Source organism: Haemophilus paracuniculus, assembly GCF_002015115.1.
GTDB lineage: Bacteria > Pseudomonadota > Gammaproteobacteria > Enterobacterales > Pasteurellaceae > Haemophilus_E > Haemophilus_E paracuniculus.
Map to the genome: position 1 here is coordinate 77049 of NZ_MUYA01000002.1, position 15482 is coordinate 92530.

15 protein-coding genes are annotated in these 15482 nt (G+C 45.9%); 13 read left to right on the forward strand and 2 right to left on the reverse strand.

From position 1 onward, the window contains the following. Positions 1-18: 18 nt before the first annotated feature. The 6 genes from pgeF to metQ all read left to right on the forward strand — a co-directional run bounded on the left by pgeF (position 19) and on the right by metQ (position 5812). Positions 19-768, forward strand: coding sequence for a peptidoglycan editing factor PgeF (gene pgeF, locus B0187_RS01450; protein ID WP_078236087.1), 750 nt, complete (start codon positions 19-21; stop codon positions 766-768). A gap of 159 nt (positions 769-927) precedes the next feature. Next, positions 928-1962: a methionine ABC transporter ATP-binding protein MetN gene (metN, locus tag B0187_RS01455; protein WP_078236088.1), complete on the forward strand. Its 1035-nt coding sequence runs from the start codon at positions 928-930 to the stop codon at positions 1960-1962. After that, the gene (locus B0187_RS01460; protein WP_078236089.1) at positions 1952-2629 is read left to right on the forward strand and encodes a methionine ABC transporter permease; all 678 of its coding nucleotides are present in this window, start codon (positions 1952-1954) and stop codon (positions 2627-2629) included. The genes metN and B0187_RS01460 overlap by 11 nt, the downstream gene beginning before the upstream one ends. 29 nt (positions 2630-2658) lie before the next feature. Beyond that, positions 2659-3483: a MetQ/NlpA family lipoprotein gene (locus tag B0187_RS01465; protein WP_078236090.1), complete on the forward strand. Its 825-nt coding sequence runs from the start codon at positions 2659-2661 to the stop codon at positions 3481-3483. A gap of 265 nt (positions 3484-3748) precedes the next feature. Further along, entirely contained in the window at positions 3749-4570 is an 822-nt protein-coding gene (locus B0187_RS01470; RefSeq protein ID WP_078236091.1) for a MetQ/NlpA family ABC transporter substrate-binding protein, read from the forward strand. 450 nt (positions 4571-5020) lie between these two features. After that, on the forward strand, positions 5021-5812 hold the full coding sequence (metQ, locus tag B0187_RS01475) for a methionine ABC transporter substrate-binding lipoprotein MetQ (protein ID WP_078236092.1): 792 nt from the start codon (positions 5021-5023) through the stop codon (positions 5810-5812). A gap of 153 nt (positions 5813-5965) precedes the next feature. On the opposite strand, the gene B0187_RS01480 is transcribed toward metQ, so the two are convergent. Together B0187_RS01480 and B0187_RS01485 are read right to left on the reverse strand one after the other, a co-directional pair. Then, positions 5966-8083, reverse strand: a complete 2118-nt coding sequence (locus tag B0187_RS01480; protein WP_078236093.1) for a 3-hydroxyacyl-CoA dehydrogenase NAD-binding domain-containing protein — start codon at positions 8081-8083, stop codon at positions 5966-5968. A gap of 8 nt (positions 8084-8091) precedes the next feature. Then, positions 8092-9396, reverse strand: coding sequence for an acetyl-CoA C-acyltransferase (locus B0187_RS01485; RefSeq protein ID WP_078236094.1), 1305 nt, complete (start codon positions 9394-9396; stop codon positions 8092-8094). Between the two features lie 147 nt (positions 9397-9543). Here B0187_RS01485 and B0187_RS01490 point away from each other — a divergent pair, with 147 nt between their 5' ends. The 7 genes from B0187_RS01490 to yciH all read left to right on the forward strand — a co-directional run bounded on the left by B0187_RS01490 (position 9544) and on the right by yciH (position 15342). Beyond that, the gene (locus B0187_RS01490) at positions 9544-10596 is read left to right on the forward strand and encodes a trypsin-like peptidase domain-containing protein (RefSeq protein WP_078236095.1); all 1053 of its coding nucleotides are present in this window, start codon (positions 9544-9546) and stop codon (positions 10594-10596) included. A gap of 43 nt (positions 10597-10639) precedes the next feature. Continuing rightward, positions 10640-11314, forward strand: coding sequence for a (d)CMP kinase (gene cmk / locus B0187_RS01495; protein ID WP_078236096.1), 675 nt, complete (start codon positions 10640-10642; stop codon positions 11312-11314). A gap of 91 nt (positions 11315-11405) precedes the next feature. Continuing rightward, positions 11406-13073 (forward strand): 30S ribosomal protein S1, encoded by a 1668-nt coding sequence (gene rpsA / locus B0187_RS01500; protein WP_078236097.1) that lies wholly within the window; start codon positions 11406-11408, stop codon positions 13071-13073. 125 nt (positions 13074-13198) lie between these two features. Beyond that, positions 13199-13477: an integration host factor subunit beta gene (locus B0187_RS01505; RefSeq protein ID WP_078236098.1), complete on the forward strand. Its 279-nt coding sequence runs from the start codon at positions 13199-13201 to the stop codon at positions 13475-13477. A 27-nt stretch (positions 13478-13504) separates the two neighbouring features. Beyond that, the gene (locus B0187_RS01510) at positions 13505-13792 is read left to right on the forward strand and encodes a LapA family protein (protein WP_078236099.1); all 288 of its coding nucleotides are present in this window, start codon (positions 13505-13507) and stop codon (positions 13790-13792) included. Between the two features lie 10 nt (positions 13793-13802). Continuing rightward, positions 13803-14993, forward strand: a complete 1191-nt coding sequence (gene lapB, locus B0187_RS01515) for a lipopolysaccharide assembly protein LapB (RefSeq protein ID WP_078236100.1) — start codon at positions 13803-13805, stop codon at positions 14991-14993. 37 nt (positions 14994-15030) lie between these two features. Then, positions 15031-15342, forward strand: a complete 312-nt coding sequence (gene yciH / locus B0187_RS01520; RefSeq protein WP_078236101.1) for a stress response translation initiation inhibitor YciH — start codon at positions 15031-15033, stop codon at positions 15340-15342. Positions 15343-15482: the final 140 nt, after the last annotated feature.

Here is a 15482-nt window from a genome sequence, read left to right on the forward strand (position 1 = left end):
TATCTAATAAGGAACAAAATGGAACAGAAAATCCCCGTGATTACGCCAACGTGGAACGCCCCACCGCAAATCAAAGGCTTTACCACCACCCGCCAAGGGGGCGTGAGCGAAGCCCCGTTTGACAGCCTCAATTTAGGAAGCCACGTGCAAGATGATCCGCAAGCGGTGGCTCTTAATCGTCAGCGTTTGGTTGAGCAACATCGCTTACCCCAGGCACCGCTTTACCTCAATCAAACCCATAGTACCAAAGTGATCCACTTGCCTTACGAGGGGCAAGATTTCGAGGCGGATGCGGTTTACACTAATCAGCCGAATCAAGTTTGCTTGGTAATGACGGCGGACTGTTTGCCCGTGCTGTTTTGCAATCAGGACGGCACGGAAGTCGCTGCCGCCCACGCAGGTTGGCGAGGTTTGTGCGATGGCGTGCTAGAACAAACAGTCAAACAATTTGCTTGCCCGCCGAATGAAATTATCGCGTGGCTAGGGCCAGCGATCAGCCAAAAAGCCTTTCAGGTGGGGCAGGAAGTGATCGACCAATTTTGTGCCTTTGATCCCCAAGCCGCCCAAGCCTTTGTGCCAGATCCCACTGCAAGCGGTAAGTTTCTAGGAAATTTATATCAAATCGCCCAACAACGCTTAAACAAGCTCGGCATCAGCCAAATTTCGGGCGGCGATTACTGCACCTACACCGATTCGCAACGCTTCTTTTCCTACCGCAGTGAGGGCAAAACGGGCAGAATGGCGACCTTAGTGTGGATTGAAAAATAACGGAAATCCGACCGCTTGTCGGTCAATTTTCATTTTCCAATGGCATAGAAGAAAATTCTTATGCCATTTTTTTATAAAAAATACCCTCGTAGAATTGACATAGCTATCTAGACGTCTAAAATACAGGGCTAATTTCGTTTAACTTTGTGGATAGTAAAAATGATTAAGCTGAAAAACATCAGCAAACAGTTTGAGGTCAAGGGCAAGAAAATTACTGCGTTGGACAACGTGAACCTTGAAGTGCCGAAAGGGACGATTTTTGGGGTGATCGGGGCGTCTGGGGCGGGTAAAAGCACCTTGATTCGTTGTGTGAATTTGCTCGAACGCCCAACAATGGGGCAGGTGATTGTCGATGGGCGTGATTTAACCACTCTTTCCGAACGTGAGCTGATTTTGGCTCGCCGCCATATTGCGATGATTTTCCAACACTTCAATTTGTTGTCGTCTCGCACCGTGTTTGAAAATGTGGCGTTGCCGTTGGAACTCGACAATACCCCAAAAGAGAAAATCGAACAAAAGGTCAATCAATTATTGGAATTGGTCGGCTTGGCGGAAAAACGTGATGCCTATCCGAGTAATTTATCGGGCGGTCAAAAACAGCGGGTGGCGATTGCCCGTGCCTTGGCGAATGATCCGCAGGTGTTGTTATGTGATGAGGCGACCAGTGCCTTAGATCCTGCCACTACCCAATCGATCCTGCAATTATTAAAAGAGATCAACAAGCGTTTGGGCTTAACCATTTTGCTGATCACTCACGAAATGGACGTGGTCAAACGCATTTGTGATCGAGTGGCGGTGATCGACCGTGGACAGTTGGTGGAAAGCGGTTCGGTCAGCGAAATTTTTTCCAACCCGAAAACCGAGCTGGCTCAACGCTTTATTCAATCGACTTTCCATATTGAATTACCGCAAGAATATATGGATCAGCTTAACCCAACGCCGACCCCAAACAGTAAGCCGATTATCAAATTTGAGTTTACGGGGCGTTCCGTTGATGCACCGTTGCTTTCCCACGCGTCCAAGAAATTTGGCATTGATTTTAGTATTTTGATGTCGCAAATTGATTACGCAGGGGGCGTGAAATTCGGTTTTGTGATTGCCGAAGTGGAAGGCGAGAGCGATGCAATTGCCGAAGCAAAATTCTATTTGATTGATAATAATGTGAAAGTTGAGGTGTTAGGCTATGTGGGCTGATTTTTTAAAGGAACTTACGCCACAAATGTGGGGCTTGGTGGCAACGTCCACCCTTGAAACCCTGTATATGGGCTTTGCGGCGACCCTACTGGCGGTGGTGGTCGGCTTGCCGATTGGCTTGCTCGCATTCTTAACGGGCAAGGGCGAAATTTTAGAAAACCACCGCTTGCACCAAGTGCTTGACGTGGTGATCAACATCGGGCGTTCCGTGCCGTTTATTATTTTGTTAGTGGTGTTGTTGCCCTTTACTCGTTTGTTGGTCGGCACGACCCTCGGCACAACGGCGGCTATCGTGCCGTTAAGCGTTTCGGCGATTCCGTTTTTTGCTCGCCTTACTTCAAACGCCCTGCTTGAAATCCCAAGCGGTTTGACCGAAGCGGCAAAATCAATGGGGGCGACCAACTGGCAAGTGGTTACCAAATTCTATCTACCCGAATCTTTACCGATTCTGATCAACGGTATTACTCTGACCTTGGTGGCTTTAATCGGCTATTCCGCAATGGCAGGGGCTGTTGGCGGCGGCGGTTTAGGCAATCTCGCCATTAGCTACGGCGAACATCGTAATATGGTCTATGTAAAATGGATCGCAACTATCATTATTGTCGCAATCGTAATGATAAGCCAAAAACTCGGTGATCACTTCGCCAAACGTTTTGATCATCGTTAATTTCAACACAACATTAAGAGGTTTTTCCTATGAATTTCAAAAAATTAGTCGGCGTTGCCGTGGTTTCAGCCCTTGCCTTAACCGGCTGTAAAGAAGAGAAAAAAGCGGATGCAGCCCCTGCAACCGCACCAGCGGCGAAAATCAAAGTGGGCGTGATGTCTGGCCCTGAACACACCGTCGCGGAAAAAGCGGCTCAAATCGCCAAAGACAAATACGGCTTAGACGTGGAATTTGTGTTATTCAACGACTACGCATTGCCAAATACCGCCGTGAGCAAAGGCGATTTGGACGCGAACGCTTTCCAACACAAGCCATATTTAGACAAAGACAGCGAAGCGAAAGGTTTAAATAACCTTGTGATCGTGGGTAACACTTTCGTTTATCCGCTTGCAGGCTATTCTAAAAAAATCAAAAATATCAATGAGTTACAAGAAGGTGCTGTGGTTGCTGTGCCAAACGATCCAAGCAACCTTGCCCGTGCGTTAATCTTGTTAGAAAAACAAGGTTTAATCAAACTCAAAGATAACACCAATCTTTTCTCAACCACCCTCGACATCGTGGAAAACCCGAAAAAACTGAACATCAAAGAAGTGGATACTTCGGTAGCGGCAAAAGCCTTAGATGACGTGGATTTAGCGGTGGTAAACAACACCTACGCAGGTCAAGTGGGTTTAAGTGCCAATGATGGCGTATTCGTGGAAGCCAAAGATTCCCCATATGTGAACATCATCGTGGCTCGCACCGACAACAAAGACAGCCAGGCGGTTCAAAACTTCATCAAAGCCTACCAAACCGAAGAAGTGTTCCAAGAAGCACAAAAACACTTCAAAGATGGTGTGGTGAAAGGGTGGTAATCTTTCCGTAGGGACGCGATGTTCGCGTCCCGAGCAAGCGGTAAGATTTTTAAACTTTTGAAGTGGGACGCCAGCGTGGCGTCCCTACTTTAAAATAGGGATAGCAAGCGGTGGGATTTCCACAAATTTTTGCAAATCTACTCGCTTGTTTTTCTTTCTTTCCGTAGGGACACGATGCTCGCGTCCCAATCAAGCGGTAAGATTTTTTAAAATTTTGGAATGGGACGCCAGCGTGGCGTCCCTACTTTAATCTAAGGATTGTATTATGAACTTTAAAAAACTACTCGGCATTGCCCTTGTTGCAGCCCTTGCTTTAACTGGCTGTAAAGACGAAAAAACAACCACCACCGCCCCAGCGGAAAAGCAAAAACCATTGAAAATTGGGGTGATGACAGGGCCTGAGGCTCAAACCACGGAAATTGCCGTGAAAATTGCCAAAGAGAAATATGGCTTGGACGTTGAATTGGTGCAATTTACCGAATACACCCAGCCAAATGCAGCGTTACACGTTAAGGATTTAGACGCGAATGCGTTCCAAACTGTGCCGTATATGGAACAAGAGAGCAAAGATCGTGGCTACAAAATGGCGATTATCGGCAATACTTTCGTTTACCCGATTGCTGCTTACTCGAAAAAAGTGAAAAAATTGGACGAATTGAAAGAAGGTGCAGTGATTGCGATTCCAAATAACCCAAGCAACGCAGGGCGTGCTTTGTTGTTATTGCAAGCAAACGGCTTGATTAGCTTAAAAGATCCGAAAAACCTCTTTTCAACGGAAAACGACATCATCGAAAATCCGAAAAAAGTGCAAATCAAGCAAGTGGATTCCGCACTATTAACCCGAGCCTTAGATGATGTGGATCTCGCCGTGATCAACAATACCTACGCAGGTCAAGTAGGATTAAGCCCAGAGAAAGATGGTGTGATCGTGGAAGCTAAGGATTCGCCGTATGTGAATTTGATCACCAGCCGTGAAGACAACAAAGACGACCCACGTTTACAAACCTTCTTAAAAGCGTTCCAAACCGAAGAAGTTTACCAAGAAGCGGTGAAATTATTTAACGGTGGGGTTGTGAAGGGGTGGTAATTTAGCCCTTGCAAGCGGTGGGATTTCCACAAATTTTTGCCCTCTCCCTGAGTTAGCTTCTTAACGAAGCTAACTCTGTCCCTCTCCCACAAGTGGACGAGGGTTAATTTTAAGCTCGCTCAACACTCTCTCCCTCTTGTGGGAGAGAGACAGCAAGAAATACGTTTAGTATTTCTTGCAGAGAGAGGGCAAACAAGCGGTAAGATTTCCACTGATTTTTGCAATGTACACCCCTCTTTGAAAAAGAGGGGCTGGGGGAGATTTAAAGCGATTTTAAATCTCACACGAGCGTAATTTTAGCTGACAAATCTCCCCTAACCCCTCTTTGCTAAAGAGGGGAACTGATCGAGCAAGTAAAAATTTTGTTACCTGATTTTGACTTAACAAGCGGTAGGATCTTAAAAAATTTCAACAAATCCTACCGCTTACTATTAACCATAAGGAACTATTATGAATTTTAAAAAACTTATCTCATTTTCCGTTTTATCCGCCTTGTTTTTAATAGGCTGTAACGAAAAATCCAACGTGTTGAAAGTAGGGGTGATTTCGGGGCCGGAACATCAAGTGATGGAAGTGGCGGTGCAGGTGGCGAAGCAGAAATATAACCGAGATGTGGAATTGGTGGTGTTTACCGATTATTCCTCGCCAAATGAGGCGTTGAATAAGGGCGATATGGATTTAAATGCGTTCCAGCACAAGCCGTATCTTGATAAAGAAATTCAAGACAAGGGTTACAAGCTCGTGCCAGTCGGCAATACCTTTGTTTACCCGATTGCCGCTTATTCTAAAAAGATCAAATCCCTTGATGAGCTGAAAAATGGCGACACGATTGCAGTACCAAATGATCCGACTAACCTCGGGCGTGCCTTGATTTTGTTGGAAAAACAGGGGCTGATTAAGCTCAAAGACAGCAGCAATTTGCAATCGACCCAAGTGGATATTGTCGAAAATCCGAAAAATCTACAAATCCAAGCGATTGAAGCCCCGTTGCTGCCTCGCACCCTTGATGATGTGGCGTTTTCGATTATCAACACCACCTACGCAGGGCAAATCGGCTTGACCCCAACCAAAGACGGCTTGTTTGTGGAAGATAAAAATTCGCCCTATGTGAACTTGATCGTGGCTCGCCAAAGCAATAAAGACAGCGAAGCGGTGAAAGATTTCGTCAAAGCCTACCAATCAGACGAAGTGTTCAACAAAGCGAACGAAGTGTTTAAAGGGGCAATGGTAAAAGGGTGGTAATTCTTGCCCCCTTCGGCTTCGCTATGCTCAACCACTTCCCCCGTAAACGGGGGAAGATCCAATAATGAGATCTGCCCTCGCTTGCGGGGGAAGTCCCTGCGAAGCAGGGGTAGGGGGTAACAAGCGGTGGTTTTTGGTGGAAATTTTCAGAAATCATACCCCTTGCAAGCCAGCTTGTTGTAGTAGCCAGTCGCACGGGGCGAAGCGTTCGCCATATTTTTGTTGGTGCAGTTGTAGCTGCTTGACGATTTCCGCCGCCCCCACTTTTTGAATGTAGGCGTAAATGCCGCCGCGAAACTCTGGGAAACCTAAGCCCAGCACCGAAGCCACATTGCCTTCGTCCGTTGAGCGGATTACCTCATCTTGCAAGCACCAGCACGCCTCGTTCAACATTCTTAGCAAACAACGGCGGGCGATCTCTTCCGCTTCCAAATCGTTGCGGGTAATGGTTTCCATCACGTGATAAATACTTTTATCTTCGTGTAGGCGTTCCCCTTTGGAATTGTACATATAGAAACCACGCTTGTTTTTACGCCCTTTGCGTTCGTTGCGGATCAGCAGATCCACCTGTTCTGGCAGGCTAAAACGGTCGCCGAGTTGTTGCAATAGGGCAGGGTTGGATTTCACGATCACGTCTAGCCCCATTTCATCGATCATCGCCAAAGGTCCTTGTTTAAAGCCAAATTCTTGCAACGAGCGGTCTATAAATTCAATTGCTTCGCCGTCAATCACGCATTGAATTGCTTCTAACAGGAACGGGGTCAAAATGCGGTTGATAAAAAAACCTTGTTTATCGGCAACCAACAGCGGAATTTTGCCCTGCTGGATCGCAAAGTGAATGGCGGTAGCGATAGTGCGTTCGCTCGTGCCTTGGTGGGGAATGATTTCCACCATTTTTTGTTTGGTAACGGGGCTGAAATAGTGGAAGCCGATCACATTTTCTGGGCGTTTTGCCACCGAGGCGATCTCTTTGATCGCAAAGGTTGAGGTATTGGTGGCGAAAATGGCGTGTTCATCGTAATAGGCTTCGCTCTCTTGAACCATTTTCTGTTTGAGGGCGAGATCTTCATACACCGCCTCAATGATAAAGTCGGTCGATTTCGCTGCCACCAAGCGTTCGCCACCTGTGATTAGGTTCATTCGCTCGATCATTTCCCCGTGGCGAAGTTGCTTTTTGTGCATTTTTTGCTGCATTAGCTCATAGCAATTCCGCAACGCTTTTTGAATTTCAGAGGGGTGAATATCCTTAATTCGCACGGGAATTTTGGCGTGGTAGGCGGTGATGTAAGCGATGCCCGCCCCCATAAATCCACTGCCGAGAATGCTCACTTGCGACACATCTCGCACGTCCCCTTGAATTTGGTAACGATCTTTCATCGCCCGTTGGGTACGTTTGAGATCGATTAACACCTTAGATTGTTCGGTGCGGAACAGTTCCACCAAGGCTTGCTGTTCTAACGCCAAGCCTGCTTTGAAGTGCGGTTCTTGCAATAAATTGAGCAAATGTGGCACGGCAGGGTAGTTGCCGAAGGATTTTGACCAAACTTGATTTTCGGTGCGAGCCAGATATTTTTGACGGAAAATGGCATTACCTTCGAGCTGTTTTCGCCATTTTTTCAGCAAGGCAAGCGGTCGTTTGTGGTCGATTTTTGCCACTTGATTGTCCAGTAATTTTTGGTAAGCCACCTCAAACAGACGGCTGGACGGCACGGCTTGATCGACCAAACCTAATTTTAACGCTCGTTCCACGCCAATTTTGTAGCCCGAAAGCAGCAACGGCGTGGCATTTTGTAAGCCGATTAAACGGGGTAAGCGTTGCGTGCCACCCGCAAACGGCAAAATGCCCGAGCGGATTTGGGGCATTGCGAATTTGGTGTAGCTTTCATCGCTGGCGATGCGATAATCACAAGCGAGGGCGAGTTCTAACCCCACGCCGTAGCATAAGCCGTCAATCGCCGCTAATACAGGCACTTTCAACACATTCAGCTCTCGCATTACCGCTTGTGCCTCTTGCGAAAAGGCGAGTAGTTGAGCGTCCGTTTTCTCTTTTAATAAACTTGGTTTGAAACCTTTGATGAAATGGCGAGGTTTTGCCGAAATAAACAGCACCGCACGGGCTTGTTGATAAAGCACCGAACCGATCACTTGGCGTAATTGTTGGGCGAAGGTTTCGGGTAGCCAGTTGGCGAAATTGTCGGGGGCGTTGATGCGGACAATCGCAATGCGGTTATCGTCAATCTCGACTTGAAATGATGAGAGTTGTTCGTTCATTTTTTCCCCTATTCGCTTTCTAAAACCATTGCCGCCCCTAAGCCACCTAATCCGCTGGACGCCACCACCGAAGTGCCGCCGCCTTTGCGTTTGAGGGCGTAGAGGGATTGAATCACAAGGCGTAAGCTTGTTACCGCCCGTGGATTGCCGAACGCAATCGAACCGCCGAAGACGTTGAGTTTGTCAAGGTCGATTTTGCCGATACAAGCGGTGCGATTTAACGTATTTTTGGCAAATTCAGCCGATTCAAACAGGCGAACATTCGCCAAAATTTGGCTTGCCGAAGATTCGTGAATGTCGATGTAATCCATATCCTCCAACGCCATATTGGCTCGTTCGAGGGCGATGGCAGTGGCAATGCTTGCCCCCGAGAACATATTTTCCCAAATCTCGTTGCCCGTGATCGCATAGCTACGAATATAGCCGAGGGGCGTTAAGCCGAGGGCTTTGGCACGGTTTTCATTCATCAACAGCACCGCCGCCGAGCCGTCCACGGGTTGCGGGATATTGGCTTCGGTAACGGTGGCGTAAGGTTTGTTCACAATCGGCGAGAATCGTTGATAGTGAGCGGGGCGAGTGGCGGCGGCAGAGAGGGTATCCGACACCACGAAATCCGTGTAAGGGCGAGGGAATGAGGGCATTACTTCCTCTTTGAGCAAGCCTAATTTCCACGCATTCATTGCTTTTTCGTTGGAATAACGGGCAAATTCGTCTTGTTCGGCTCGGCTGATGTTATAGCGTTGAGCCATTTGTTCCGAATGTTCGGCAACGGACATTTGGGTCATAAAATCTTTGAGATTGACCCCGTGCGGTTTGAGATCTCGCCACGAAAATTGGCGGAACAAGCGGTATTTATCTTCCAAACTTGGGGCGGTAAAAATCGCTTTGAATTTTTGGATTACGCGGGGGCTAATGCTGAGTGGGGCGTTGGAAATGGAATCCGCCCCCCCTGCGATCCCTGCATTGATCGAACCGCTAATAATACTGCCCGCCACATTGACGATTGCCTGCAAGCCCGACAAGCACGAGCTACTGAGGCTGTACGCTTGCAAATGGGGCATACTCAATGCCACGGCGATTTCACGGGCAGGGTTAGGAATATCAGGTTGTTGAATCACTTGCCCGAAAACCAGTTGGGCGATCTCTTTGCGTTCAATGGCGGTGCGACTTAATAATTCGTTGGTTACCATTGCCCCGAGGTTGGTGGCGTAGGAATCTTTGAAGCCCGAATCTCGGCGGACAAAAGGGGAACGTAATCCTGCCACAATGGCGACTCGTTCGCCGAGGGGCGTTTTGAGATTTTGTGTTGGCATTTGGCTTTCCGTTAGGTAAAAATGGCGTTATTTTAGCACGCCCAATTAGAAAAGAAATAAAGGAACAGGAATTTTAGGGGGAATGTTCAATAAGGCGGAAAATTTCAGTATAATTGCCGACAATTTTTGCGTAAAACAGAGGGAATGATGATTAAAAAAATTCTACAAGCGGTCGGATTCGGGCTTTTTTGTGCCTTTCTCATTCTCTTTGTCGCCCCGATAATCAATAAATCTGGGCGAACGTTCAACCTGTTTTCCCCCGATGTAGTGAGCTACCATAGTGCAGTCAAACAAGCCTCGCCAGCGGTGGTCAATATCTACACCCAAATTTTGGATAACACCAGCAGTAGCGGTTATCGCCTCAACCTTGGTTCAGGCGTGATTATGTCGGACAAGGGCTATATTCTTACCAATAAACACGTCATCAAAGATGCTTATCAGGTAACGGTTTACCTGCAATCGGGGGCGAATTTTAATGCGAGTTTGGTGGGATCGGACACCCTCACCGATTTGGCGGTGCTGAAAATCGCAGGCGACAAATTGCCGACCATTCCACAAAATAAAGATCGCAAAGTGCAGGTGGGCGATGTGGTGCTGGCGATTGGCAACCCCTACAATTTGGGGCAGAGCGTAACGCAGGGGATCATTAGTGCCACGGGGCGGAATACTCTTTCCGACCGCAATCGCCAAAATTTTATTCAAACCGATGCCCCAATCAGTAAAGGTAATTCGGGCGGGGCGTTGATTAACACCGCAGGGGAATTGATCGGGATTAACACCATTAGCCTCAAAAACAGTGGCGAAGTGAAAGAGTTAAGCATCACGGGCGAAGACACTATTGCCGAGGGGTTGAATTTTGCGATTCCAATTAGCCAAGCGGTTGATGTAATGAACAAAATCATCAAAGACGGGCGTGTGATTCGCGGCTATTTCGGCGTAACCAGTGCTCTCTTTTTGGCAAGCCAAGGCGAAAGAGGGGTGTTGATTACAGGGGTGGCAGAAAACGGCCCTGCCGCCCAAGCAGGGATTCGCCCGAATGATATTGTGCTGAAAATCGGCAAAGTGGAAGCGGTTTCGCCGTCGCAAATGATGGAAGTGTTGGCAAATATGAAGCCGAATACCACCGTTAAAGTGTTGGTGTGGCGACAAGGGCAAGAGCTTGAATTTAATGTAACTATTGGCGAATTTCCAGAGCCATAACAAGCGGTCAGATTTTGAAAAATTTTACAGAAAAGGATAATCAATGAAAAATATCGTAATTACAGTGGACGGCCCGAGCGGAGCAGGCAAAGGCACATTATGCCACGCCCTCGCCGATAAATTGGGCTTTGACTTTTTAGATTCAGGGGCGATTTATCGTATTCTTGCCCTCGCTGCGGTAAAAAAAGGCGTTTCCCTTGATGATGAAGGGAAATTGGCGGAATTGGGTCGCCATTTGAACGTACAATTCGTGCCAGAAAATGGCGAGATCCAAGTGATCCTTGATGATGAAAATGTCGGCGATCAAATCCGCACCGCCGAAGCAGGACAAAATGCCTCGAAAGTGGCTGTGTATCCGTTAGTGCGTGAAGCCCTTTTGCAACGTCAGCGTGATTTTAGTACCGAAAAAGGGCTGATCGCAGACGGTCGAGATATGGGGACGGTGGTCTTTCCAGAGGCTCAAATTAAGCTGTTTTTAGACGCGAGTGCAGAAGAACGTGCAAAAAGACGTGTAAAACAGTTGCAAGAAAAGGGATTTAATGCTAACTTTGACGAGATTTTAGCCGAGATTAAAGAGCGTGATTATCGAGATAGAAATCGAGCGGTCGCCCCGTTAGTCCCTGCTAAGGATGCGTTGTTACTTGATTCAACGCAGTTATCCATTGACGAAGTGATTGAGCAAGCCTTGCAATATATCGCCTCGAAAATGGCAATTTAGTCTGTTTGTTTATCAATGGATTGATAAACGATTGTTATCAACCCCGTTTAACAGGATGTTAGATGGATGTTTACTTTATAGAAGATTTATTATGTCAGAATTATCGTTTGCTCAACTACTTGAAGAATCATTTGCAGCTACACCACGTTTAGGTGATGTTGTTAAAGGTACTGTTGTTGCTATCCAAAAAGGTTTAGTGATTGTTGATACAGGTTTAAAATCTGAATCAGTTATCGATGCATCAGAATTCGCTAACGCACAAGGTGAATTAGAAGTTCAAGTTGGTGATGAAGTAGATGTAGTACTTAAAGCCGTTGAAGATGGTCTTGGTGCAACAGTCGTTTCTCGTGGTGATGCAAAACGCAACGAAGCGTGGATTGCTCTTGAAAAAGCATTTGAAGAGCAAGCAACCGTTGTTGGTTTTGTAAATGGTAAAGTGAAAGGCGGTTTCACTGTTGAATTAGACGGTGTGCGTGCGTTCTTACCAGGTTCATTAGTTGATACACGTCCAGTGCGTGATTCTTTAAACTTAGAAGGTCAAACCTTAGAATTTAAAGTAATCAAACTTGACCAAAAACGTAACAACGTGGTTGTTTCACGTCGTGCAGTAATCGAATCAACCAGCAACGCTGATCGTGATGAAGTATTAGCGAACTTAGTTGAAGGTTCAGAAGTTAAAGGTACAGTTAAAAACTTAACTGACTACGGTGCATTCGTTGATTTAGGCGGCGTAGATGGTTTACTTCACATTACCGATATGGCTTGGAAACGTGTTAAACACCCAAGCGAAGTGGTGAATGTAGGTGATGAAGTTACTGTTAAAGTATTGAAATTCGACAAAGAGAAAACCCGCGTTTCATTAGGCTTAAAACAATTAGGTCAAGATCCTTGGGTTGCAATCGCTCAAAACCACCCAGTAAACAGCAAATTAAGCGGTAAAGTAACTAACTTAACTGACTACGGCTGTTTCGTTGAGATCTTAGATGGCGTTGAAGGTCTTGTGCACGTTTCAGAAATGGACTGGACAAACAAAAACATCCACCCATCAAAAGTGGTTAGCGTAGGCGATGTGGTTGAAGTAATGGTGCTTGAAGTGGACGAAGAACGTCGTCGTATCTCATTAGGTTTGAAACAATGTAAAGCAAACCCTTGGGAACACTTCGCTGCAACGCACAACAAAAACGATAAAGTGAAAGGTAAAATCAAATCTATCACTGATTTCGGTATCTTCATCGGTCTTGAAGGTGGTATTGACGGTCTTGTTCACTTATCTGACATTTCTTGGAATGTATCAGGCGAAGAAGCGGTTCGTAACTACAAAAAAGGCGACGAAGTAGAAGCAGTTGTGTTACAAGTTGATGCAGTGAAAGAGCGTATTTCTCTTGGTATCAAACAACTTGAATCAGATCCATTCACAAACTTTGTTGAAGAAACCAAAAAAGGTGCAATTTTAACTGGTAAAGTGGTTGAAGTTGATGCGAAAGGCGTTAAAGTTGAGTTAGAAGGTGGCGTGGAAGCGTTCATCCGTGCTAACGAAGCAACCAGCGAGCGTGTAGAAGACATCACGACTGTAATTTCAGTTGGCGATTCAATCGAAGCGAAATACACTGGCGTTGATCGTAAAAACCGCGTAGTAAACCTTTCTGTTCGTGCGAAAGATGAAGCAGAAGAATCTGCGGCAATCGCACAAGTAAACAAAGAAGAAGTGGTTGTGGAAAACGCAATGGCAGCGGCATTCAAAGCTGCAAAAGGTGAATAATTAAATTTCATCTAACGAGAAAAGCGGGTATGCGAAAGCATATCCGCTTTGGATATTTACTATTATAGTTAAGTTTTTTCCCGAAAAAATTTAACTATAATTCAGTATAGGACGTAGCGTAAATTATGACAAAATCAGAACTCATTGATCGCCTTGTGTCGATGAATCCTGCTTTACAGGTTCAAGCCGTTGAGGACGGGGTAAAAACGCTATTAGAGCAAATCACCTGTTCATTAGAGCAAAATCAGCGAGTGGAAGTGAGAGGGTTCGGCAGTTTCTCGCTGCATCATCGCAAGCCAAGACAGGGCAGAAATCCTAAAACAGGCGAGCAAGTTGCCTTATCGGCAAAAGCCGTGCCACATTTTAAAGCGGGCAAAGAATTGAAAGAGCGAGTGGATCGCTAACCCATTTTGTTTCTCAATGGAGGATTTATGATCAAGTATATTTTAGCTATCTTAGTCATTCTGTCTGTGGTGATCGTGGGCGTTACCATCGGTGCAAATAACGATCAAATGATTACCTTTAACTACATTATCGCTAAAAGCGAATTACGCCTTTCAACCCTCGTTGCCATTTTATTTGGTACAGGCTTAATTTTAGGTTGGTTGGTAACAGGTATTTTCTACCTCAAAGTGAAAGTGCAAAATATGGCACTCAACCGCCGCGTAAAACGCCAAACCCAACAAATTGCTGAATTAAGTGTCCCAAAAGCGGAATAAGGCATAAATAATGCTCGAATTATTGTTCCTTTTGTTGCCAATTGCCGCCTTATACGGTTGGTATATGGGGCAACGTAGTGCGAAAAAGGATCAAGAAACCGTCAGCAACAAATTTTCTCGTGATTATGTTACGGGATTAAACTTCCTCTTATCCAATCAACAGGAAAAGGCAGTGGACCTTTTCCTTTCAATGTTGCAAAAGCAAGAATCTGAAAATCAAATCAGCTCGGAATCCCAATTTGAGGCGGAACTTACCCTCGGCAACTTATTTCGCTCGCGTGGCGAAGTGGATCGTGCCTTGCGGATTCATCAAGCCCTTGATAATAGCCCCGATTATTCGATTGAGCAAAAATTACTTGCCAAACAACAACTTGCCAAAGATTTTATGGCAGCAGGTTTTTATGATCGTGCCGAAAATCTCTATATTTTACTACTTGATGAACCCGATTTTGCGGTCAATTCCCTCTCGCAGTTAATGGTGATCTACCAAAAAACCAAAGAGTGGAAAAAAGCGATCAACGTGGCAGAAAAATTACGCAAAATCGCCCCCGAGACGGATTCAATTCCCCTTGCCCATTACTATTGCGAATATGCTCAGATTGTCAAATTTGACAACCCAACCCTATTTTTATCGTTACTGAATAAGGCACTCGACATTTCGCCTGACTGCACCCGAGCCTCAATTTTATTGGGGGATTACGCCCTAGAACAACGCCAATTTCAGCAGGCGTTGGCATATTATGAAAATGTGTTAAATCAAGATCCCGATTACATCAGCGAAGTGGTCGAGAAAATTCAAGCCTGCTACATTTCGCTGAACGATCCGACTAATTTTGAACTGTTTCTCATCAAGGCAAATCAAGTCAAACACAATGCCAGTGTCGATATTGCCTTAGCGGGCTTAATTGAATTTAAAGACGGTGCGGAAGCCGCCCAGTCAAAACTTTATCAACAAGTACGTCAGCACCCCAATTTGCTCACTTTCCACCGTTTTATCCACTACCAAATTAACGAAGCGGAAGAGGGGCGAGCCAAAGAGAGCTTGATTTTATTACACAAAATGGTGGGCGACCGCATTTCCAAAACCGCCAATTACCGCTGTTTAAACTGCGGTTATCAAGCGGTGCGATTGAATTGGCATTGCCCATCTTGTCGTCAATGGGAAAAAATCAAACCGACCCAAAGCATTGCGGAAGTGTAGTTTTGGGATTGGCAAGCGGTAGGATAAAGGAAATTTTATGACCTTAGTTTATTCAACAGAAATCGGGCGAATTGTGCCTGAAAAAGTCAAAGCCGAACGCCCAAAAGGGGACGGCATTGTGCGAATCCAACGCCAAACCAGCGGACGCAAGGGCAAAGGCGTTTGTGTTATTACTGGATTAGATCTTGATGATAACGAACTCAAATCCCTCGCCGCTGATCTCAAAAAACGCTGCGGTTGTGGCGGTGCAGTAAAAGACGGCACGATTGAAATTCAAGGCGACAACCGCAATTTGCTCAAACAGCTACTTGAACAGAAAGGCTTTAAAGTCAAATTATCTGGCGGTTGATAGATCTATTTGGGTCGCAAGTATTGCGACTCTACGGTAGGGACGCCACGCTGGCGTCCTTTCGTATTTTGTGAGGGCAGATATAAAATCCGTCCCTACATTTTGAACATTGCTCGAATAAATTCCCCCGTCATTTTGCG